Here is a 21,383-nt window from a genome sequence, read left to right as displayed (position 1 = left end):
TCCTATAGGCTGTGTTGCAACCTAAACGAAGCGGTTAACAACATTCTCCAGATACTCTTGTTTTCCAGAACGCGGTTCCGGATTTACATCCTCAGCTTCAACGTATTTCTGAATATCTTCAAGCGTATAGTCGCCCTTGAGCATCTTTTGCGCTTGGTCGCTTTCCCAGCCCGCATAGCGATCGGCAAGCTCTTTATCGAGCGTTCCGTCTTCGATCATCGCTGCCGCCGCTTTGAGTCCGCGTGCACAGATATCCATTCCGCCGATGTGACCGTGCAACAGGTCCGCAGGATCGACCGACTGACGACGGATCTTCGCGTCAAAGTTCGTTCCACCTGTCTTTAGGCCGCCATCTTTGAGGATGTGGTAATAGGCGAGCGCAACTTCAGGAACATTGTTCGGGAATTGGTCTGTATCCCAACCGGATTGATAATCGTTCCGGTTCATATCGATGGACCCAAGGATTCCGAGTGCTGCAGCAGTTGCGATCTCATGTTCAAAGCTGTGGCCGGCGAGGATTGCGTGGCCTTGCTCAAGGTTGAGCTTTACTTCGTTCTCAAGTCCGTGGCGCTTAAGGAAGCCATAACACGTCGCAGTATCGTAATCATACTGGTGCTTGCTAGGTTCCTGTGGCTTAGGCTCTACAAGGATTTCGCCCTTAAAGCCGATCTTGTGCTTGTATTCGACAACCATATTGAGCATCCGGCCCATTTGCTCGTCTTCCTTGCGCAAGTCGGTGTTCAGCAGCGTTTCATAGCCCTCACGACCGCCCCAAAGCACATAGTTCTCACCACCCAGACGCATCGTTGCATCCATACAGGTTTTGATAGTTGCCGCAGAATAGGCAAACACATCAGGATCAGGGTTCGTGGACGCACCAGACATAAAGCGCGCTTGGCTAAAGAGGTTCGCCGTACCCCAAAGAAGTTTAACGCCAGTTTCGGCTTGTTTTTGCTCGAAGAGATCAACGATTGCGTTGAGGTTCGCAGTGTTCTCGGCAAAGTTCTTCCCTTCTGGGCGAACGTCGGCGTCGTGGAAACAGTAGTACGGCACGCCGAGTGCTGTGAACATTTCAAACGCAATGTCGACCTTCTTCTTGGCGAGGTCCATGTTGTCTTGTGGGTACCACGGGCGGTCAAATGTTCGGCCACCGAAGGGGTCTCCGCCTTCCCACGCAAAGGAGTGCCAATAGGCCGCAGCAAAACGCAAGTGGTCTTCCATACGTTTGCCCAAAACGATCTCGTCAGGGTTATAGTGACGGAAAGCCAGCGGGTTTGTGCTGTCTGGGCCTTCGTATTTGATCTTGTCTACGGGGAAAAATCCGGTGCTCATTTTGTGATCGCCTTTATTGCTGGATAGAGTGCGCGATAGGTTTCGTAGGCCTCGTTATAGGCCGCCGAAAGCTCTTTGCGCGGATTTACGGTTTTGGCCACGTTCGGGCCGGTCATTATATCTTTTGGGGCTGCGCCGGTGTCTCCGACAATGGCAAGCCGCGCCGCTCCGAGGGCCGCGCCGAAATCGCCCGCTTCGGGCAGATCGATTGGCATATCCAAAACGGTCGCCAACATCTCGACCCAATAAGCGCTCGCGCTGCCGCCGCCGATAGCCAGAACGCGCTTTAGATCGGTTCCGGTTGATTTAAGCGCCTCAAGATTGTCGCGCAGTGCGAAGGCCACCCCCTCCATAACGGCTTGCGTCAGGTCGGCATGGGTTGTGCCAACACTCAGGCCAATGAAGGACGCACGAATTGTGCTGTCGTTATGAGGCGTGCGTTCGCCTGATAGATAAGGCAAGAACTGGATCGAACCCGGGCCTGAGATCGTGTCTCCAAGCTGTGCGGAAAGTTCCGCCGGTTTTGAGCCGAGTGTTTTTGCGAGCCAGTTCATGCAATCGGTCGCCGCAAGGATAACACCCATCTGATACCAAGTGTCGGGAATGGCATGACAGAATGTGTGAACGGCGCTTTCGGGCTTAGGCGAGAAACTCTCTTTCGCCGCCAAGAGCACTCCAGACGTTCCGAGAGAGACAAAACCGTCCCCTTCAGAGAAACACCCGACGCCACAGGCCGCAACAGCGTTATCACCACCGCCCCCAACGCAAACAACCGGTCCCTCTATTCCCCAATCGCTAGCCAAAGCCGCGCGCAACATTCCTGCGGGCGCGCTTCCTTCAACGAGGTCGGGCATCTGGTCGCGACGCATTCCTGATTTCGCCAGCAACTCGTCCGACCAATCGCGCGCACCAACGTCAAACCAACTTGTTCCGGCCGCATCTGACATATCGCCAAAATACTCGCCCGTTAGCCAATAGCGGAGGTAATCTTTCGGCAGAAGAACCTTGTGAATTTTGGCAAATACTTCAGGCTCATTGTTGGCGACCCAAGCAACTTTTGGCGCTGTAAATCCTGGAAACACAATGTTGCCAGAAATTTCGCGGAACCCTTTGGTTGCGTCAAATTCAGCCGCCTCTTTCGCGCTACGCGTGTCGTTCCAGAGCATGCAAGGCCGCAAGACTTCGCCGCTGGCGTCAACAAGCGTTGCACCGTGCATATGGCCAGAGATACCGATCCCTTTTAGCGCAGCAAGTTCTTTTGGGTGAGACTTCCGCAATGCGGTAATGGTCTTTTCGCAGGCAGTGATCCATTCCTGCGGGTCTTGCTCGCTCCAACCTGAATGCAAATGAGACACATCATAATGCGCCTCTTCAGAGGCCAAGATTTGCCCTGAAGCATCAGCAAGAACAGTGCGAAGCCCCGATGTTCCGAGGTCCAGCCCAAGATACATATTACCCCTCCCAGAGACTGAGCCAATCGCGACTCAGTTTTAATTTAGCGATTAAAATATATTCACGGGAAGTTCGGTCTTGTCAACGGCGGCAAGAGGAAACTGGCACAAAAATCTTACCAATCCGGCGCATTCCCTCAATGAGCGCAACAAAAAAGGGCCGGCAAGTGCCAGCCCTATTTAGAAAATTTCGCGTTTCTTAGCGAATGCGCGCTTCTGACGATTTGTCAAAGAACATCGGCGTACCATCAGAGATTTTAACGCCAACCTTCGCACCCGCGCGAACCGGCTCGTCTTCGCGCGCTTCTACGATCAACCGCTCGCCGTTGTCCGCGGTCAGGTAAACATAGGAAATACCGCCAAGCGACTCGGTAATGTCAACAGTGTGGGTTGCAGCGTCCTTATCAATCTCAAGATGGTTCGGACGCACGCCAACAATCACCTCGCCGCTCGCTAGCAATTTGACATCGGCCTCAAGCGTGAGGCCCAGTCCCGCTGCGTTAACCTTGCCCGAGGCCACAGTTCCGTCGACAAAGTTCATGGCAGGACTGCCAATGAAACCCGCAACGAATTTATTGTCAGGGTCACGGTATAGTTCGAGCGGCGCACCCACCTGCTCGATCCGCCCATCGCGCAACACAACGATCTTGTCGGCAAGCGTCATCGCCTCGACCTGATCGTGTGTCACATAGATCATGGTTGCGCCGATCTCTTTGTGAAGCCGCGCAATCTCGACCCGCATCTCAACACGCAGTTCAGCGTCAAGGTTGGAGAGCGGCTCGTCAAACAAGAAGACTTCGGGCCCACGAACGATTGCACGCCCAATTGCAACCCGCTGCCGCTGACCGCCAGAGAGCGCCTTTGGCTTACGGCCCAGATAATCATCCAGCTTGAGGATTTTGGACGCTTCGCTGACCTTCTCCTTGATCTCGGATTTGTTGTGGCCCGTCATTTTCAGACCAAAGCCCATATTTTCCTCGACCGTCATATGCGGATAGAGCGCATATGTCTGAAAGACCATCGCAACGCCACGATCCGCAGGATCAACATGGGTTACATCTCGCGTGCCAATTTCAATATTGCCACCAGTCGTTTCTTCAAGGCCAGCAACCATCCGCAAAAGTGTGGACTTACCGCAGCCAGACGGCCCCACAAACACGCAAAACTCACCATCATCAACCGTCAAATCAACGCCATGGACGACTTGGACATCACCATATTTCTTGATTACATTCTTGAGAGTTACACCTGACATATGCGCTATTCCAATCGTTATTTGGTGAATGTTTGATCAGGGAAACGCCAATTTTGGACCTCTTCCTGAATGTCACGGGCCGCTTCTCGCATGCGAGGAACGAAGCTTGCCAGACCGTTGAGATCGGTCTTGTTTGTTGTACTTGTCACGGAAATCCCCCCGAGAACGCGCCCGCTACTCGACAGGAGCGGCAGAGCAACACAGATGATTTCCGGTTCGTGTTCCTCGTCGTCAAAACCATATCCACGATCTCTGATCGCTTGAAGTTCCGCTTTGAGGCTTTCTGCATCGGCCAAGGTTTTTGGCGTGAACCGATGAAATGATTGTTGTGAAACGATCTCATCAAGCTCATCCTTCGGCAGGAAAGCCATCATCGTTTTTCCGACGCCCGTACAATAGGCGGGCCCGACCTTTCCAGCTTGAGAATACATCGGAATGGTCTCGCCGGCATTTCTTTTGTCGATGTACAGCACCTGCGCGTTATCGAGCTGCGCAAGGTGAACCACCTCGCCAAGATCACGCGACAGAGCGTCGATATGCGGCCGAACAACAGGCGCGATAGAACTGCTCGCCCAAGCGACATGCGCCAATTTCACCAGCCGAATGCCAAGGCGGTAATACTGGCTTTCAGGATCGTAAGACAGCATGCGTTGATTGGTGAGCGTTTGAACGAGTCGGTAGAGAGTCGCCTTTGGATAAGGGCTCGCCTCAAGAAGCTCGGAGAATCGAATTGGCCGCTCGAACGACGCAACCATATCAAGCACTTCAAGCGCCTTTCCTACGGTACCATCTCCGCTATTCGAGCTTTTCAAGCCGTATTTCCTCCACTTAGTCTTCGCCATTCTCAGACGAAACTATTGCATTCATACCCTAAAACCCAGTATAGTTTCAATATATGAAATTTAGTTCCAAATATTGGGACCAAAAATATCTCACGGGAAGAACAATGACAACACAACCTGTCTACCCTGACCTCAAAGGGAAATCCGTATTCATTACTGGCGGCGGTTCGGGCATCGGCGCCGAACTTACCAAGGCGTTCTTGCTGCAAGGGGCAAAGGTTGCATTCGTGCAGCGCTCCGACGCGACGGCTTTCTGCGACGAGATGGAAAAGGAAACAGGCAACCGTCCGCTTTTTATCCCAACTGACATCACCGACATTGCGGCGCTGAAATCATCGATTGCAAAAGCATCAGACGCCCATGGCCCAGTGACGGTTCTGGTTAACAATGCCGCCAACGACCAACGTCATGCAACTCTCGAAACAGACGAGGAGTTTTGGGATTGGTCGCAATCGATCAACCTCAAGCCCTACTTCTTCGCGTGTCAGGCCGTCATTCCAGGCATGCAAGAGGCTGGCGGCGGCAGCATCATCAACTTCTCATCCATCTCCTACATGATGGGAGCCGGGGGCTTTCCGGCCTACACAACCGCAAACTCGGGAATCAACGGCCTCTCGCGCAGCCTCGCTCGCGAATTCGGGCCAGACCGTATTCGTGTAAACGCCTTGGCTCCAGGCTGGGTCTTCACCCAAAAACAACTGGACAAATGGGCAACGCCAGAAGGCGTGGCAAAACACCTTGAGTTGCAGTGCCTCAAAGACAAACTGGTTCCCGAAGATATCTCTGGCGGCATTTTGTTCTTGGCCTCTGACAGCAGCAAAATGATGACTGGCCAGATGATGGTGATTGACGGCGGCGTGGTGGTGACAGGTTAATCATGACTTCTGAACAACCAGACTGGATCGCCGTTGATTGGGGCACCTCGCACGTTCGCGCTTGGGCCATGACTAATGCAGGCAAAATCATAGCAGAGAACGGCTCTGCCAAAGGCATGGGATCGCTTGCAAAAGATGAGTTTGAACCCGCGCTTCTTGAATTGGTAGAACCGTGGCTTTCAGCGCAAACAACGGTTGTAGCCTGCGGCATGGTCGGCGCACGGCAAGGCTGGAAAGAAGCGCCTTATGCCGAGGTTCCCTGCCTTCCTTTTGATGGCAAAACGACGAAAGTCGAGACACATGATAGCAGATTGGACGTTCACCTGCTTTCGGGTTTAAGCCAGATGAAGCCCGCTGACGTTATGCGCGGCGAAGAAACCCAAATCGCTGGCTTCATCGCCGCAGAGCCAGATTTCGACGGCGTGGTCTGTTTACCTGGCACGCATACCAAATGGGCTCGGATATCTGCAAAGGAGGTCGTGAGTTTTCAGACCTTTATGTCGGGTGAACTCTTTGCTTGCCTAAGCAATCACTCCGTTTTGCGCCACTCGGTCGCGGGCAAGGCGTGGAACGACGAAACATTTGAAACCGCAATCAATGACGCTATCTCGCATCCTGAGAAACTCGCTGGCCGACTATTTTCCCTGCGTGCGGACTCTCTTTTGCACGATCTTGGAAATGCAGAAGCTCGCGCGCGCTTGTCGGGCTTGTTGATCGGCGCAGAAATCGCAGCAGCCCGCCCCTATTGGCTCGGCATGGATATCGCGATTATAGGGGCTGACACGCTGTCTGGCCTTTATTCTCGCGCATTGGAGCTACAAGGGTGCGCGCCGCGCTGTCCGGATGCCGAGAACCTTACGCTCGCTGGCTTGGCCGCCGCCTACCTTACCCTAAAGGAGACCTCTTCATGAGCCGTCCTATCATCGCCATCATCCGTGGCGTCAAACCAGACGAAGCAACCGACATAACAGCAGCACTCATCGAAGGCGGGATTGACCGTATCGAAGTGCCGCTGAACTCGCCCTCGCCGTTTGATAGCATCAGTGCAATGGCAAAGAAGTTTGGCGACAAAGCTCTAATCGGCGCAGGAACTGTGCTCACTGTTGATGACGTAAACGCTGTTGCCGATGCTGGCGGTAAGCTCATCGTATCGCCGAACATGGATGTCGATGTAATTCGCGCATCCAAAGCGCGCGGCCTCCAGAGTTTCCCTGGTGTACTCACACCAACAGAATGTTTCGCCGCACTACAAGCTGGCTCTGATGGCCTTAAGATCTTCCCATCGTTCTTGCTTGGCAGCGCAGGATTGAAAGCCATCCGCGCCGTTCTCCCTGCCGAGACGCCGATTTATATGGTCGGCGGTGTTGGGCCCGCGAACTTTGCCGAGATGCTCGCTGCGGGCGCCCAAGGGTTCGGGATGGGAACAAAACTATATCAACCCGGCTATACCGCCGAGGAAGTCTATAAACGCGCTGTCGAAACCGCCGAAGGGTACGACAAAGCGCTTGAGGAGGTAAGCAAATGACACACGCAACGCTTTTTGATGATCGTCAATGCACGCTTGGCGAAGGGCCGCTTTGGCATCCAAAGCGCGAGCAATTCTTCTGGTTCGACATTCTTGAAAAGAAGCTCTACTCCAAAGATGAGACTGGCCCCCTCGAGTGGGAGTTTGACGAATGCGTCTCTGCTGCTGGCTGGGTTGACCACTCCACTCTCCTAATCGCAAGCGAAACCTCGCTCTTCCTCTTTGATGTCGACAAAGGCGAAAAGGGTGAAACACTCGCACAGATCGAAGCCGACAACGAAATCACACGATCCAATGATGGCCGCGCTGATCCGTTCGGTGGCTTTTGGATTGGCACGATGGGCTATGACGCAGAGCCGAATGCGGGCGCAATCTATCGCTACTACAAAGGCGAAGTGCGCTGTATCTTCCCAGAGATCACCATCAGCAACGCGATCTGTTTCTCTCCAGACGGTAAGTTTGCCTATTTCTGCGACACCGCCGAAAAGGTTATCCGCCGCCAGAAGCTTAACCAAGAAAACGGCTGGCCAACGGGCCCAAGCGAAGTATGGCTCGATTTCACCAATGAAGATTTTGGCGCTGACGGCGCTGTCGTCGACTCTCGCGGTTGCCTTTGGAATGCACAATGGGGCGCGAACCGCGTTGCGTGTTACAGCCCTGAAGGCGTTTTGCTCGAAACCATCGCGGTTCCTGATGCGAGCCAGACCTCCTGCCCTGCATTCGGCGGGAAAGACCTGACAGACTTGTTGGTCACAACAGCTCGTGTCTTGCTGTCAGATGAAGCACTTGCAAAAGAGCCACTGGCAGGCTCGACCTTCATTTCGCGCAATGCCGGCAAGGGCCAAGCGGAGCACCAAGTTAAACTTCCGTAGATAGCGCCAAACCCGATTCCATAGGCTCGAGGCATTCATTGCTTCGGGCCTTTTTTGTTGGCGCGCTATTCTTTTGCGCGCAAGACCTGAGCGGGCCGCGCAGAAAGTGGCCGCCACGCAAAGAGCAACCCTGCAAGAAGCGTGATCAGTGCACCGCCAAAGACAATCCCGAGAGCAGATGGGATATCAAAACTAAAGTCGGTCTCCATTACGAACGTCATCACGGCCCAACCTGCAATGCCTCCCGCAAGAATGGCAACTCCGCCAGCAGCAGCACCAAGAACAGCAGAACGCAGCGCAAAACTTGTCAGAACCGTTGCCCGTGAAGCGCCAAGAGTTCGTAAAACCGCAGCTTCAAACACGCGAGCAGACTCCCCTGCTGCGGCGGCACCGATCAAGACCACAAATCCTGTTATCAGCGTCGCAGCGGCACCGAGGGATGTTGCCGTCGCGATCGAGCCAAGCGCCTCTGACACACGATCAATGGCATCTCGAACACGAATGGCCGTTACATTTGGGAACTCTTTAGAAATCTCCCGCACCAATCCTGCCTCTGCGGATTCCTCAGCATAAACGGTTGCGATATGACTGTGGGGTGCGCCTGCGAGTGCAGTTGGGTTGAAAATCATGATGAAGTTCATGCTTATGTCGGAGAAATCGACCGCACGGAAACTGGCAATCTCGACCGTTAGATCGCGGCCAAGAATATTGACCGTCAGCGTATCTCCTAGCTTCAGCCCCATTTCTTCGCCCTCGACTTGAGAGAAGCTTACAAGGGGCGGCCCCGAATAGTTTTCCGACCACCAATCCCCCTTAACAATTGCTGAGTTCTCTGGTGGGGCGTCCGCATATGTGACGCCGCGATCTCCGCGGAGCACCCAATGTTCACCGGCCACATCTCGCGCGGGTTGGCCATTAATTTTGGTGATAATACCGCGCAGCATCGGTGCGGTTTGAATGTTGTCTACGCCAGTCGTACTAAGCGTTTGGTCTCGGAAAGGGTCGATCTGGTCGGGTTGGATATCTACAAAGAAATAGCTCGGCGCGATCTCTGGAAGGTCCCGTGCGATTGCATCTCTCAGGTTCGCGTCGATTTGGCCGACCGACGCCAAAACAGACAAGCCAAGTCCGAGCGAAAGGACCACGGATGTCGCTGACCCACCCGGCGCACCGATGGCAGAAAGCGCGAGCCGCAGCGCGCTTCTCCCATGAGCAAACCTCGCAGAATGACGGGCAAATACCCGCACTCCTGCTGCGCAAATAGCTAAAAGGACCAACGCCCCAGTCACGCCAACAGCCGCCCAAATCGCCAGTTTCGGAACACCTGAAAAATATGCAGCTGCACCGATCAGAGCAGCAAGGATACCTGCTGTGATGACGATATAAACGGGCCTCGGCCATCCACTCGGGCCGCCAGAAACTTCGCGGAACAAAGCAGCCGCACGGATTTTCTCGGACCGCGCCAATGGCCAGAGCGTGAACAAGCTTGCGGCCAGCACGCCATAGATCGCCGCCTCTGCAAGCGCACCCCAATGCACCTGTACAACTGCCGGAATTGGCAAGCGGGCTTCCAGTATTGGTGCAACAGCAAGCGGCAGCACAGCGCCAAGAACAAGGCCGATCAAAACACCAACGATAGACAGTATCCCGATCTGAATGACATAGGCTCCGAAGATCACGCGCCGCTCAGCGCCGAGCGTTTTCAGGATAGCGATAACTTCTGTCTTTTTCTCAAGATAGGCGCGCACCGCAGCAGAGACCCCCACACCGCCGACTGCAAGACCAGCGATCCCGACCAGCACAAGAAAGGCTCCGATCCGATCAACGAACCGCGAAATTCCCGGCGCGCCGTTTCGCATGTCGCGCCACCTTGCGCCGTTATCACCGAAAAGGTCGAGCGCCTCCTTCTTCAGGGCCTCAAGGTCAGAACCCTCTGGAAGTTTTAGTCGGTATTTCGTTTCAAAAAGCGTTCCCGGTGCAAGCAAACCGCTTTCGGAAAGGTCTTCTTTCAACACAATCGTACGCGGCCCTAACCCAAATCCCATACCCGCGCTGTCTGGTTCTTTCTCAAGGATCGCACCGAGCCGAAACTCCTGAAGGCCAAGTGAAAAACTGTCTCCTAACGCAAGCCCCAGCCGATCGGCCAAAATTTGATCCATTGCCGCGCCAGGTGTTCCGTTTTCATCAGAGAAGGCGTCTGACAATGTTATACCAGACAACCCCACATCTCCGTATAACGGATAGAGCCCATCAACCGCCTTTATCTGCGTCAAGCCACGCTCTGCGTCATCTCCACTGCCTTTAACGGCCATGGAGCGGAAATCTGCAATCTCCGACACTGCCAGCGCCGTGTCTTCCATCCATGCACGCTCTGCATCATCTGCAAATCTGTATGTAAAGGTCAGCTCCGCATCGCCACCTAGAATAGCTGCGCCCTCGTTTTCCAGTCCTTGCTGAAGCGCCTCGCGCACAGAGCCAACGGCCGCAATCGCGGCAACCCCAAGCGCAAGGCACAGGAGAAAGACCCGAAAACCCGCGATACCACCACGCAATTCGCGGCGAGCAATGCGGGCGGATTGCGTCAGTTGGCTCCACAGTTTCACTGGGCCGCCTCGGCAAGTTCGGCCAAACGCCCATCAACCAATCGTACCACACGATCACATTTCGCCGCCAAAGTGTTGGAATGCGTGACCATCACGAGCGTCGCGCCGTGCCGATCGCGCAGCCCCATCAGCAAGTCCATAATCGCAGCACCGTTCTCTCCATCAAGGTTTCCGGTTGGTTCATCCGCGAGTAAAATCTCTGGTCTCGGTGCCGCGGCGCGGGCAAGTGCAACGCGCTGTTGTTCCCCGCCAGAGAGTTGCGCCGGATAGTGACCAACACGCGCCCCAAGCCCAACCTGTTCCAATTCGGCACGTGCCTTGTCAAACGCGTCTCGATCTCCGGCGAGTTCAAGCGGCGTGGCGACGTTTTCAAGCGCGGTCATTGTCGGAATGAGGTGGAAAGACTGAAACACGACGCCCATATGATGCCTGCGGAACCGCGCAAGGGCATCTTCATTCATGACTGAGAGGTCTTGCCCCAATGCAAGGACACGCCCCGAACTGGCCTGCTCAAGGCCACCCATGACCATAAGCAACGAGGACTTCCCCGAACCCGACGGCCCAACCAATGCCAAAGTCTCAGAACGGGTGACATCAAGAGAAATCCCCTTCAGAATATCCACTACTCCGACGTTCCCCGAAAGCGAGAGCGTTACATCAGAAAGCGAGAGTACCGTGTCGGCCATTAATCTTTTCCCTGTTCAAGGCGTATCAATTCTATATGGGGCGGCATTGTCGGCTCGCAACGTCTTATTCGGCATAACATTTTCGTTGGTTGCAACTGTGCAATCAGTTTCAGCGCAAACCGTCACAATCGCCGCCCTCGGAGATAGCCTAACGCATGGATATGGCCTCCCCGCTGAAGAGGGGCTGGTATCCCAGCTTCAACGCGAGTTGGACGATGCAAACGCGGATGTGGTCCTTATCAACGCGGGCGTTTCCGGAGATACAACAGCAGGTGGACTTTCGCGAATCGACTGGACAATGACGCCCGAAACCGACGCCATGATTGTTGCGCTTGGTGGCAATGATCTCATGCGCGGGATCGACCCGAAACAGAGCCGCGAGAACCTTCTTCAAATCATCGAACGGGTTCAGGCCAAAGGGTTACCGCTGCTTCTTGTCGGCATCGAGAGCAGCAACAACTTCGGCCCGGAATTTAAGGCAGAATTTGACGCGATATATCCCGAACTTGCTCAGGAAACAGGCGTGCTGCTATATCCGGATATCTTCGCGGCGTTCCGAGATGAGTTAACCGACCCAGCTGCGCTTCGCAAATATATGCAAGGTGACGCGATCCACCCGAACAAGGACGGCGTTGCACTCATCGCCGAGGAACTTGCGCCGAAAATCATCGAGCTTGCGGAACAGGTACGAACAGGCGAATAGATGTTTAATCCCGCCTGTCTTGGCGCTACATTCTGAAAACGCTGTAAGAGGAAGATCACGTGTTGTTGCGCCTATATCTCGGGTTTGCTGCGCTGAATGCGCCTCTCTGGCGCATGATCCTCCGCAAGCGGCTGAAAATGGGGAAAGAAGACCCCGCCCGCATGACCGAGAAATTGGGCGATAACCTCGCTACGCGACCTGCTGGCCCTGTCGTCTGGGTTCATGGCGTAAGTGTCGGCGAAAGCTTGTCATTGCTTACTCTCCTCAAAGAGCTCGGTAAAGCGCGGCCAGACGTTAGCTTTGTGTTAACAACGAACACACGAACCTCCGCGGATATGCTTGCCAAGATCGATCTGCCGCCGCGCGTCATCCATCAATATCAACCAGCAGATACTACTTCTGCGGTTAGAAAATTCTTGGCGCATTGGCAGCCTGATCTTGCCGTGTTCTCGGAATTGGATATGTGGCCCTGCCTACTCTGGGAAACGCATAAATCGAGCGTATCCATGTTCCTCATTAACGCGCGCATGAGTGATCGAAGCATTCACAAGCGCCGTTTTGGCCGAGGTCTATATCGCACTTTGGTTTCGATGTTCGACATGATCCTTTGTCAGGAGGAAGTCTCGCGCGCGAACTTTATTACTCTTGGTTCCGCACCGGAGAAAACAATCGTCACAGGACCGCTAAAGGTAGCTTCCGAACCACTGCCGGACAACGAGCAGGAACGCCAGAAGCTGGGAGAAGCAATTGGCAACCGGCCATATTGGCTCGCGGCATCAACACATCACAGCGAAGAAGATCGTATTTTTGAAGCGCACCAAATTGCGCGGGAAACCCTTCCGGATTTACTTTTGGTGATCGCGCCTCGTCATCCGAAAGACAGTGAACAAACCCGCGCAAAGTGCCTTGGTTATTTCTCTCGCATCGCGCAGCGAAGCAAGGGCGAAGCAATTCAGCCTGATACAGAAGTCTATATCGCCGACACGCTCGGCGAACTCGGGTTATTCTTCCGCCTATCACCGGTAAGTTTCATCGGCCATTCGTTACCTTCTGTTGGCGCGCCATTGCCGGGGAAAAACCCTTATGAAGCGATCACACTCGGCTCTGTGGTCATTCACGGGCCGGAGTATAGCGACTTCACTTATATTTACGACACGCTTCACGGAAACGGCGCAACAATCAAAATCGAAACAGAGCGAGAGTTGGCTTCAGCCGTGATCAACGCGCAGGACCCAACGTGGCGCGCGCCCTACCAATCCGCTGGTGAAATGGCGATGACGAACGCCAAGTCCGCCCTAACCGTCCCGCGTGATCATATTCTTTCTGCCTTGCCAGTTGCTTGATTGACCAGTATCTCAATTGCCCAACCTACAACGCGCGCTCCAACATCAAAGAAACAGCTCCATGCAAGAAGAACACCGTACAATCGCACGTGAATCACTTTTGCTTTCGAGCATCCCTGATGATCTGGCAAACGAGATTCTGAGCGAAACAAAGACCCGCCGCTTTAAACACGGGCAAATGATTTTCTCGCATGGCGATGTTGCGTCGAGCATTTTCGTTGTGATCGAAGGCTGGGTAAAGCTCTTCCGCGTCACGCCAAACGGTTCAGAGGCCGTTGTGGGCGTGTTTACGCAAGGAAGCAGCTTTGGAGAGGCCGTTGCGTTCAAGGGCGATCAATATCCGGTTAGCGCAGAGGCCGTGACGGATGCTGTTGTTGTTCAGGTGAGCGCCAGCAAGCTTCTAGAATTGATGCAAGCGCGGCCCGAGGTTTGCACGGCTATTTTGGCAGCGACCTTTGCGCATCTGCATGGGCTGGTTTCGCAGATCGAACAACTCAAAGCCCAAACCGGCGCACAGCGGGTTGCCGAGTTTCTATTGACCCTTTGCCCGAAAGATCACATCGGGGAATGTTCGGTCACGCTCCCTTACGACAAGGCACTCATTGCGGGGCGCCTCGGAATGAAGCCCGAAAGCTTGTCACGAGCCTTCGCAAAGCTTCGCGCCATCGGCGTCACCATTCAGCGGAACCATGCTGTAATTGCCGATACCGAAGACCTTGCCGAATATGCCGAACGCGACCCAGCAGAGGCTTGGAGCAAATAAAAAGGCCCCGCACTTACGCACGGAGCCTTTGGTAATTTCGTTTAAAGCGGCCTACATCTTACATTCAGCAGCATAAGCATCAGCGTGATCGCTTAGGCCGACACCGATGATCTTGTTTGTGAACACGTCGTCTTCCTGAACAACTTCACGCACATAGATATCCTGAATCGGGTGGTGGTTTGGCCCGAAAGCAAAGTCACCACGTACCGATGCAAAATCGGCTTCTTTCAAAGCAGCGCGGAACGCGTCCTGGTCCGCTACATCGGCCTTGGCCGCAGCACTGATCAGAAGATTTGCAGTATCAAACCCTTGGCTAGCATAGAGAGACGGCAGACGGCCGTACTCTTCTTGGAAACTTGCGACAAATGCCGCGTTGGCTTCGTTGTCGATATCTTTGCTCCACTGAGATGTGTTGGTCACACCCAATGCCGCAGGGCCAACCGCTTGCAAAATCCCTTGGTCGAAGCTGAACGCAGGGCCGATTACAGGAATATCAACGCCGGAATCCGCGTACTGTTTGAGGAAGGAAATCCCCATACCACCAGGCAGGAAGAAATAGACGTTCTCGGCTCCGGAGGCGCGGATTTGCGCGATCTCTGCGGCGTAATCTGTTTGGCCAAGCTTGGTGTAAAGCTCGTCGGTGACATCACCTTCGAAGAACCGCTTGTAACCAGTAAGCGCGTCTTTGCCCGCAGGATAATTTGGCGCGAGAATAAAGCTGCTCTTGTAGCCTGCTTCATTCGCAGCAGCCCCCGCAGCTTCATGCAGGTTGTCGTTCTGCCATGCCACGTTGAAATAGTTCTTGTGACAGCCTTTGCCAGCAAGCGCGGAAGGGCCCGCGTTGGGCGACAGATAGAATTTGTCCTGCGCAACAGCGCTCGGCACAACCGCCATAGCGAGGTTAGACCAAATGATGCCAGTCAGAACATCTACCTTCTCGGATTGGATCATCTTATCGGCAAGCTGAACGGCCACATCAGGTTTGCGCTGGTCGTCCTCGATCACAACTTCCATGTCGGAGCCGGCCTGTTTTACCGCCAGCATGAACCCATCTCGCACATCAAGCCCGAGTCCAGCACCACCGCCGGAAAGTGTGGTAATCATCCCAACTTTAAGTGGCTCGGCATTTGCCGTTGCTCCAATTGCCAGCGCGCCCAGCGCGACGGCACAGTTCTTCAGAATCCCCATTGTAGTCTCCCTCGTTTGTTTTTCTTAGAATGCTTTGAAAGTCAGCGTCGTTAGCGAGCGCTCGATCCCCTCAATATTGAGGAGATTATCATTGATGAACTTACCCACGTCCTGCCCTTCTGGAATGTAAAGCTTCATCAGAAGGTCATAGTCCCCGCTCGTGGAATAAAGCTCGGAATGGATTTCGCGCAGTGTGATTTCATTTGCGACAGTATAGGTTGTTCCCGGCTTGCAGCGGATCTGAACAAATACGCAGGTCATATCGGCACCCCCAAGTTGTGCAATATCAGTGGTTCAGACCGCACTATGCGCAACGGTCAGAATTTTATCCACCCCCAAACGCAAAACGCGAGGCCAAGGCCCCGCGTTTCGTAAATCATACAGTAGAAAGAGAAGATTACTCTTCTGTTGCTGCTGCTTCTTCTGTGGCTTCTGCCTCTTCGCCTTCTGTCTCCTCTTCTTCATTGTCGGAAGAACGGAGGCTCGATGGAGCAGAGATGTTTGCAATAACGAAGTCACGGTCGATTGTCGGCTTCGCACCTTCTGGAAGCTTGATGTCGTTGATTGTGACAGTGTCACCAACTTCAAGACCAGTAAGATCAACTGTGATGCTTTCAGGAATATCGCCAGCAGTAACAGTCAGCTCGACTTCAGGACGAACTGCGTTCAGAACGCCGCCGTGCTTGAGGCCTGGGCACTCTTCTTCGTTGATGAATTCAACGTGGATAAAGAGCGCGATCTTGCTGGTACGCTTGAGGCGCATCAGGTCGAGGTGCGTTGGAAGGTCTTTCACTGTGTGACGCTGAACGTTCCGGCAGATAACGCGGACGTCCTCTTGGCCTTCAACTTTCAGGTTGAACAGTGTCGAAAGAAAGCGACCTTCTTTCAGCTTTTTATAAAGTACGTTGTAAGGAACGTTGATGGGTTGCGGATCTTCGCCACCGCCGTAAACGATACCTGGAACGAGTCCATCACGGCGTGCTTGACGAGCGGCCCCCTTGCCTGTCCCCGTACGAACCGTAACTTCTAGGTCTGGAATTTGGCCAGCCATATTGATTCTCCTAAGTTAGAGAGCCTTCCTCCAAGGGTGTAAGGCTCGATGAAGTCGCGCGTATATGTGAGAATCTCGCAATTGAAAAGTCTTTTTTGACGCTCTCTGTCTTTGGGACTTGCGTTGCCAATTTTTCCATGCGAACGCGATGCATATGAACTGGACCCATTCTCTCTATCTTTCCCGACATACCGCGCTTGGCTTTATGGCACAGGGTATCGTTTGGGGCAGCTTTGCCGCCTACGCCCCCGCGATCAAAGCTCAGATTGGCGCAACTGATGCAACCTTTGGAACTGTCCTGCTCTTCGGAGCCATTGGTGCAGTAACCGCCATGTGGCTTGCGCCAAGGTTTGATCGGGCGTCTGGAAGGTTTGGGCTTCCGATTGCTGCGCTCTTTCTGGCGTTGGCCTATCAGATTCCCGTACGCCTCGAATCTCCCCAAGCCTTTGCGGCAGCGCTTTTCTTCGTGGGTGCCGCGTCTGGGTTGCTTGATGTGGTCATGAACGCGCGTCTTTCAAACATTGAGAACCGTAACAACACATCGCTCATGAATCTCAACCACGGGCTTTTCTCTGTGGCCTATGCAACCGCGGCCATTAGCGCGGGGTTGCTTCGGGATTCAGGGACCGGAATCTCGACGACCAGTTTGATTGCATTCGCGGTCATAGGCACCTCTTGCCTATTCATGAGTGAGCCGCGTGAAGATTTTGGCGTAGAAAACGTCAGTACCCCAACGGGAAAACCTGCGCTCGGCGGGGCAGTCTTCTGGGGCGGTCTGATTGTATTTGCGGCATTTCTTTCCGAGAACGCAGTCGAAGGGTGGTCCGCACTACACATCGAACGCAGTCTTGGCGGCGGCGCGGCAGAGGGCGCGCTTGGCCCTGCGATGCTTGGCATCACCATGGCAATTGGCCGTCTCTCTGGGCAAGCGCTCGTTCAATGGTTCAGAGAAGCAACGGTCGTATTTTGGTCTTCGCTGCTGGCAGCATCCGGCGCACTCATTGCGGCCGCAGCCCCTACCCCGATGGTTGCTTATGTCGGCTTTGGCGCGCTGGGGCTAGGTGTTTCGGTGATCGGGCCAATGGTCTTTGCACTTGTTGGCCGACGTGTACCGGATGACATCCGCTCGCTTGCTATCTCGCGCGTTGCAGTCATCGGCTATCTTGGTTTCTTTGTCGGGCCGCCCGTTGTCGGCTTCCTTGCCGAACTCATTGGGCTACCCGCCTCATTTGTATTCGTGGCGCTCGTTCTCGCGGCCGTGCCGGTGCTTCTTATGCTGCTCCGGCGCGACCCACGAATTGACTGAGGCTATTCCCACTCGCCGCCAAAGTTTTTCGGTACAAGCAGGATGTCGCGATCAACGTTGTTGATATCGCGGTGGCCACAGAGCGCCATTGTGTAGTCCAACTCTTTGTGGATCACTTCGAGCGACTTAGTCACGCCCTCTTCGCCCATCGCACCAAGCCCATAAATATAGGCGCGACCGATGAAAGTGCCCTTTGCTCCCATAGCGATTGCTTTCAGGACGTCTTGACCCGAGCGGATACCACTATCAAGATGCACCTCAACCTTATCACCAACAGCATCGAGAATTGCCGGAAGCATCCGGATTGAAGACAGCGCGCCGTCAAGCTGACGGCCTCCGTGGTTTGACACAACGATCGCATCAGCACCCACTTCAAGCGCCATACGTGCGTCGTCTGCATCCAAAATGCCCTTGAGGATCAGTTTGCCGCCCCATTCGTCCTTAAGGCGTTTGACCCAATCCCAGTTCATACGCGGATCAAATTGCTCATCCGCCCAGCGCGACAGCGAACCGAGATTCTCCACACCTTTGGCATGGCCGACGATATTGCGGAACGTGCGGCGCTTTGTTCCCATCATCTCAAGGCCCCACTTCCAACGGCGCGATAGATCAAGCGCTGTTTGCGGTGTAAACTTGGGCGGCGCTGTGAGGCCGTTTTTCAGGTCTTTGTGTCGCTGCCCCAAAAGCTGGAGGTCGAGCGTCAACACAAGTGCTGAGCAGTTTGCCGCTTTCGCCCGTGCGATAAGACCAGACACAAACTCTGCATCCCGCATCACATATAGCTGGAACCAGAAAGGCGTGCTCGTTGCTTCGGCCACATCCTCAATCGAACAAATCGACATAGTAGATAGAGTGTATGGAACCCCGAATTTCTCTGCGGCGCGAGCGGCTTTGATTTCGCCATCTGCGCGCTGCATCCCAGTTGAGCCAACTGGCGCCAGAGCCACCGGCATTGCAACATCCTGCCCAATCATCTGGGTCTTGGTCGTACGCCCTTCCATATTGACCGCAACACGCTGCCGCAGACGGATTTTCTCGAAATCACTCGTGTTCTCGCGGAATGTCTGCTCGGTCCAGCTTCCGCTTTCACAATAGTCATAGAACATTTTAGGCGAGTGCCGTTTGTGCAGGCGCTTCAGATCATCGATGCAGGTAATAACGGGCATTTCAGAGCACTTTCGTCAATATTGGTAACTTTCGTTTACCAATATCGCCATTTCCGAGCATTGCAACATGAATCTGTACCGCAGGGCGAACAGGCGCGTTTCAGCAAACAAAAAAGGCGGCCCCAACCGGAGCCGCCCTCAAATTCTACAGTTTGAAAGTTTTCAGGCGCGGTGCGCGCCCTCCGCCAACTTGGCCACAAACTCAAGAACGTCATCCGCAGATTTACCCGCGCCGATTTGGCCTACAATCGCGGAACCAACGACACACCCATCTGCTGTCTTGGCAATATTCTCGGCCTTCTCTGGTGTGTTGATACCGAAACCAACGATCACAGGAAGTTCGGTTTGCGATTTAATCCGCGCCACTTCCGGCCCCACGTCACCCGCCTCTGCTTCGGCGGCACCCGTCGTTCCGGTAACCGAAACATAGTAAACAAATCCGGAGGTATTCTGGAGCACTTTGGGAAGGCGCTTATCATCGGTTGTTGGTGTTGCCAGACGAATAAAATTCATCCCTGCATTTTGCGCGGGAATACAAAGCTCTGTATCCTCTTCTGGCGGAAGGTCGACAACAATCATCCCGTCTATACCTGCTGCCTTAGCGTCCTCAAGAAACGCATCCACGCCCCGGCTATAGATCGGGTTATAATACCCCATCAGTACAATCGGCGTTGTTGTATCTGTCTTGCGAAACTCCGCAGCCAACTCAAGCGTTTTCGCCAGTGTCATGCCGCCATCCAACGCGCGCTGTCCTGCAAGTTGAATTGTAGAGCCATCCGCCATCGGATCTGTAAAAGGCAGCCCAAGCTCGATCACGTCAACGCCTGCTTTTGGCAAGCCCTTAACAATCTCAAGAGACGTTTCGTAATCTGGGTCACCCGCCATAACATAGGCCACAAACGCCTTTTTATTCGCCGCACGCAGCTCTGAAAACTTGGCATCAATTCTTGTCATGGTCATTCCTTCGCGCGGGCCATAGTGCGGCACAGTATTTCCCAAGCGTTTTGCGCGAAAACAGGCCGGAAATCAATGCCCCGCTTGACCTTGCCCCCTCTGCGCCACTACATGCGTCCAATCAACTGCCACCGGAGAGTTTCATGGGTTTCAAAATGGGTATCGTCGGTTTGCCGAATGTAGGCAAATCCACTCTGTTCAACGCACTTACCAAAACCGCTGCTGCACAGGCCGCAAACTTTCCGTTCTGCACCATTGAACCGAACGTCGGCGAAGTCGCCGTACCGGATGCGCGCCTTGACAAGCTCGCGGCAATTGCTGGCTCAAAACAGATCATCCCCACACGTATGACATTCGTCGACATCGCTGGCCTCGTAAAGGGTGCAAGCAAGGGCGAAGGGCTCGGCAATCAGTTCCTTGCCAACATCCGTGAATGCGATGCGATTGCCCATGTTCTTCGCTGCTTCGAAGATGGAGACATCACGCACGTTGACGGCCGCGTTGACCCCGTTGAGGACGCAGAAACCATCGAAACCGAACTCATGCTTGCCGATATGGAAAGCATCGAGAAACGTCTTCAGGGCCTATCGCGCAAAGTTCGCGGCGGCGACAAAGAAGCCGTTCAGCAGGAAAGACTGCTTAAAGCTGCCCTCGAAGCGCTCGAAAATGGTAAGCCTGCGCGCACGGTTGAAGTTGACGAAGAAGACGCTCGCGCATGGTCGCTCCTTCAACTACTGACCTCTAAGCCGATCCTTTATGTCTGCAACGTCGAAGAATCCGCAGCAGCAGAAGGTAATGCTTTTTCTGCCAAAGTCGCTGAAATGGCTGATGCGCAGGGCGCCGCGCACGTGATCATTTCCGCCGCGATCGAAGAAGAAATCAGCCAGCTCGAGGACGAAGAAGCCGAAATGTTCCTCTCCGAAATGGGCCTCGACGAAGCTGGCTTGGATCGCCTCATTCGCGCTGGCTACACTCTTCTTGATCTCAAGACCTACTTCACCGTCGGCCCCAAAGAAGCCCGCGCATGGACTTTTCCTGCCGGAGCGCTTGCTCCGAAAGCCGCAGGAGTAATCCACGGTGACTTTGAAAAGGGCTTCATCCGCGCCGAAACAATCGCTTATGAAGACTATGTCGAACTCGGCGGCGAGGCCGGTGCAAAAGAAGCAGGCAAGATGCGAGCAGAAGGAAAATCCTACGCCGTAAAGGACGGCGATGTGATGCATTTCCTCTTCAATACCTGACATCCCCAACAAGCGCAAAAAAATGCCCGCAAACGCGTTTTTGCGCTTGTTTCCCCCTATGCGCCGCTGATAGACGGGTCAGCGGAGACGTGGCCGAGTGGTCGAAGGCGCTCCCCTGCTAAGGGAGTAGGCCCGGAAGGGTCTCGAGGGTTCGAATCCCTTCGTCTCCGCCACTATACACTGATTTTATTGCAAAAAATGTGGCTCCAATGATCTTGCCCGCCTAA

Annotated in this window: 20 protein-coding genes and 1 tRNA gene; 10 read left to right on the top strand and 11 right to left on the bottom strand. The window is 54.1% G+C overall.

All coding sequences use genetic code 11. From position 1 onward, the window contains the following. Positions 1–21 precede the first annotated feature (21 nt). The 4 genes from xylA to OU789_RS01545 all read right to left on the bottom strand — a co-directional run bounded on the left by xylA (position 22) and on the right by OU789_RS01545 (position 4,793). Positions 22–1,332, bottom strand: coding sequence for a xylose isomerase (gene xylA / locus OU789_RS01560; RefSeq protein ID WP_274652684.1), 1,311 nt, complete (start codon positions 1,330–1,332; stop codon positions 22–24). Then, on the bottom strand, positions 1,329–2,783 hold the full coding sequence (xylB, locus tag OU789_RS01555) for a xylulokinase (RefSeq protein WP_274652682.1): 1,455 nt from the start codon (positions 2,781–2,783) through the stop codon (positions 1,329–1,331). The genes xylA and xylB overlap by 4 nt, the downstream gene beginning before the upstream one ends. A gap of 199 nt (positions 2,784–2,982) precedes the next feature. Further along, entirely contained in the window at positions 2,983–4,038 is a 1,056-nt protein-coding gene (locus tag OU789_RS01550) for an ABC transporter ATP-binding protein (protein WP_274652680.1), read from the bottom strand. A 17-nt stretch (positions 4,039–4,055) separates the two neighbouring features. Next, positions 4,056–4,793 carry an IclR family transcriptional regulator gene (locus OU789_RS01545; RefSeq protein WP_394358510.1) on the bottom strand — a complete coding sequence of 246 codons (738 nt, stop codon included), beginning with the start codon at positions 4,791–4,793 and terminating at the stop codon, positions 4,056–4,058. Positions 4,794–4,984: 191 nt separating this feature from the next. Between OU789_RS01545 and OU789_RS01540 the strand changes: the two genes are divergently transcribed. From OU789_RS01540 to OU789_RS01525, 4 genes are read left to right on the top strand one after another with little or no spacing between them, the layout of a single operon-like run. Next, positions 4,985–5,755, top strand: a complete 771-nt coding sequence (locus OU789_RS01540; protein WP_263954252.1) for an SDR family NAD(P)-dependent oxidoreductase — start codon at positions 4,985–4,987, stop codon at positions 5,753–5,755. A gap of 2 nt (positions 5,756–5,757) precedes the next feature. Next, the gene (locus OU789_RS01535) at positions 5,758–6,666 is read left to right on the top strand and encodes a 2-dehydro-3-deoxygalactonokinase (protein ID WP_263954253.1); all 909 of its coding nucleotides are present in this window, start codon (positions 5,758–5,760) and stop codon (positions 6,664–6,666) included. After that, positions 6,663–7,280: a 2-dehydro-3-deoxy-6-phosphogalactonate aldolase gene (locus OU789_RS01530; protein WP_274652676.1), complete on the top strand. Its 618-nt coding sequence runs from the start codon at positions 6,663–6,665 to the stop codon at positions 7,278–7,280. Before OU789_RS01535 ends, OU789_RS01530 begins: the two co-directional genes overlap by 4 nt. Further along, positions 7,277–8,152: an SMP-30/gluconolactonase/LRE family protein gene (locus OU789_RS01525; RefSeq protein ID WP_274652673.1), complete on the top strand. Its 876-nt coding sequence runs from the start codon at positions 7,277–7,279 to the stop codon at positions 8,150–8,152. Before OU789_RS01530 ends, OU789_RS01525 begins: the two co-directional genes overlap by 4 nt. Positions 8,153–8,217: 65 nt before the next feature. Here the strand turns inward: OU789_RS01525 and OU789_RS01520 are convergent, their stop codons facing one another. Together OU789_RS01520 and OU789_RS01515 are read right to left on the bottom strand one after the other, a co-directional pair. Then, positions 8,218–10,755 carry an ABC transporter permease gene (locus OU789_RS01520; RefSeq protein ID WP_274652671.1) on the bottom strand — a complete coding sequence of 846 codons (2,538 nt, stop codon included), beginning with the start codon at positions 10,753–10,755 and terminating at the stop codon, positions 8,218–8,220. Continuing rightward, entirely contained in the window at positions 10,752–11,441 is a 690-nt protein-coding gene (locus tag OU789_RS01515) for an ABC transporter ATP-binding protein (RefSeq protein ID WP_263954257.1), read from the bottom strand. Before OU789_RS01515 ends, OU789_RS01520 begins: the two co-directional genes overlap by 4 nt. 97 nt (positions 11,442–11,538) lie before the next feature. Between OU789_RS01515 and OU789_RS01510 the strand changes: the two genes are divergently transcribed. The 3 genes from OU789_RS01510 (at position 11,539) to OU789_RS01500 (ending at position 14,250) form a co-directional block, all read left to right on the top strand. Continuing rightward, entirely contained in the window at positions 11,539–12,144 is a 606-nt protein-coding gene (locus OU789_RS01510) for an arylesterase (protein ID WP_274652669.1), read from the top strand. 59 nt (positions 12,145–12,203) lie between these two features. Further along, entirely contained in the window at positions 12,204–13,487 is a 1,284-nt protein-coding gene (locus OU789_RS01505) for a 3-deoxy-D-manno-octulosonic acid transferase (RefSeq protein WP_274652667.1), read from the top strand. A gap of 61 nt (positions 13,488–13,548) precedes the next feature. Continuing rightward, positions 13,549–14,250: a Crp/Fnr family transcriptional regulator gene (locus OU789_RS01500; RefSeq protein ID WP_263954260.1), complete on the top strand. Its 702-nt coding sequence runs from the start codon at positions 13,549–13,551 to the stop codon at positions 14,248–14,250. Positions 14,251–14,301: 51 nt separating this feature from the next. Here the strand turns inward: OU789_RS01500 and OU789_RS01495 are convergent, their stop codons facing one another. The 3 genes from OU789_RS01495 to OU789_RS01485 form a co-directional block, all read right to left on the bottom strand. Then, a complete protein-coding gene (locus OU789_RS01495; protein ID WP_274652665.1) occupies positions 14,302–15,438 on the bottom strand; it encodes an ABC transporter substrate-binding protein in 1,137 nt (378 codons plus the stop codon). Positions 15,439–15,462: 24 nt separating this feature from the next. Beyond that, complete coding sequence (locus OU789_RS01490) at positions 15,463–15,699, bottom strand: Lrp/AsnC ligand binding domain-containing protein (protein WP_263954262.1); 237 nt, start codon at positions 15,697–15,699, stop codon at positions 15,463–15,465. Between the two features lie 136 nt (positions 15,700–15,835). Further along, positions 15,836–16,489, bottom strand: a complete 654-nt coding sequence (locus OU789_RS01485) for a 50S ribosomal protein L25/general stress protein Ctc (RefSeq protein ID WP_263954263.1) — start codon at positions 16,487–16,489, stop codon at positions 15,836–15,838. Between the two features lie 154 nt (positions 16,490–16,643). Here OU789_RS01485 and OU789_RS01480 point away from each other — a divergent pair, with 154 nt between their 5' ends. After that, positions 16,644–17,795, top strand: coding sequence for an MFS transporter (locus OU789_RS01480; protein ID WP_274652663.1), 1,152 nt, complete (start codon positions 16,644–16,646; stop codon positions 17,793–17,795). A gap of 2 nt (positions 17,796–17,797) precedes the next feature. Here OU789_RS01480 and OU789_RS01475 read toward each other — a convergent pair whose 3' ends face one another. Together OU789_RS01475 and trpA are read right to left on the bottom strand one after the other, a co-directional pair. Then, complete coding sequence (locus OU789_RS01475; protein WP_263954265.1) at positions 17,798–18,961, bottom strand: alpha-hydroxy acid oxidase; 1,164 nt, start codon at positions 18,959–18,961, stop codon at positions 17,798–17,800. 162 nt (positions 18,962–19,123) lie between these two features. After that, positions 19,124–19,915 (bottom strand): tryptophan synthase subunit alpha, encoded by a 792-nt coding sequence (gene trpA / locus OU789_RS01470; RefSeq protein WP_263954266.1) that lies wholly within the window; start codon positions 19,913–19,915, stop codon positions 19,124–19,126. A gap of 143 nt (positions 19,916–20,058) precedes the next feature. On the opposite strand from trpA, the gene ychF reads away from it, so the two are divergent. Together ychF and OU789_RS01460 are read left to right on the top strand one after the other, a co-directional pair. Continuing rightward, positions 20,059–21,156 (top strand): redox-regulated ATPase YchF, encoded by a 1,098-nt coding sequence (gene ychF / locus OU789_RS01465; protein ID WP_274652659.1) that lies wholly within the window; start codon positions 20,059–20,061, stop codon positions 21,154–21,156. Positions 21,157–21,239: 83 nt separating this feature from the next. Continuing rightward, positions 21,240–21,329, top strand: a tRNA-Ser gene (locus OU789_RS01460). The last annotated feature ends 54 nt before the right edge of the window (positions 21,330–21,383 follow it).

The sequence above is a fragment of the Halocynthiibacter sp. C4 genome (genome assembly GCF_028823805.1).
In the GTDB taxonomy this organism is placed as follows: domain Bacteria; phylum Pseudomonadota; class Alphaproteobacteria; order Rhodobacterales; family Rhodobacteraceae; genus Falsihalocynthiibacter; species Falsihalocynthiibacter halioticoli.
The sequence above is the reverse complement of the archived record's forward strand: the minus strand, read 5'-3'. Positions and strand labels throughout refer to the sequence as shown.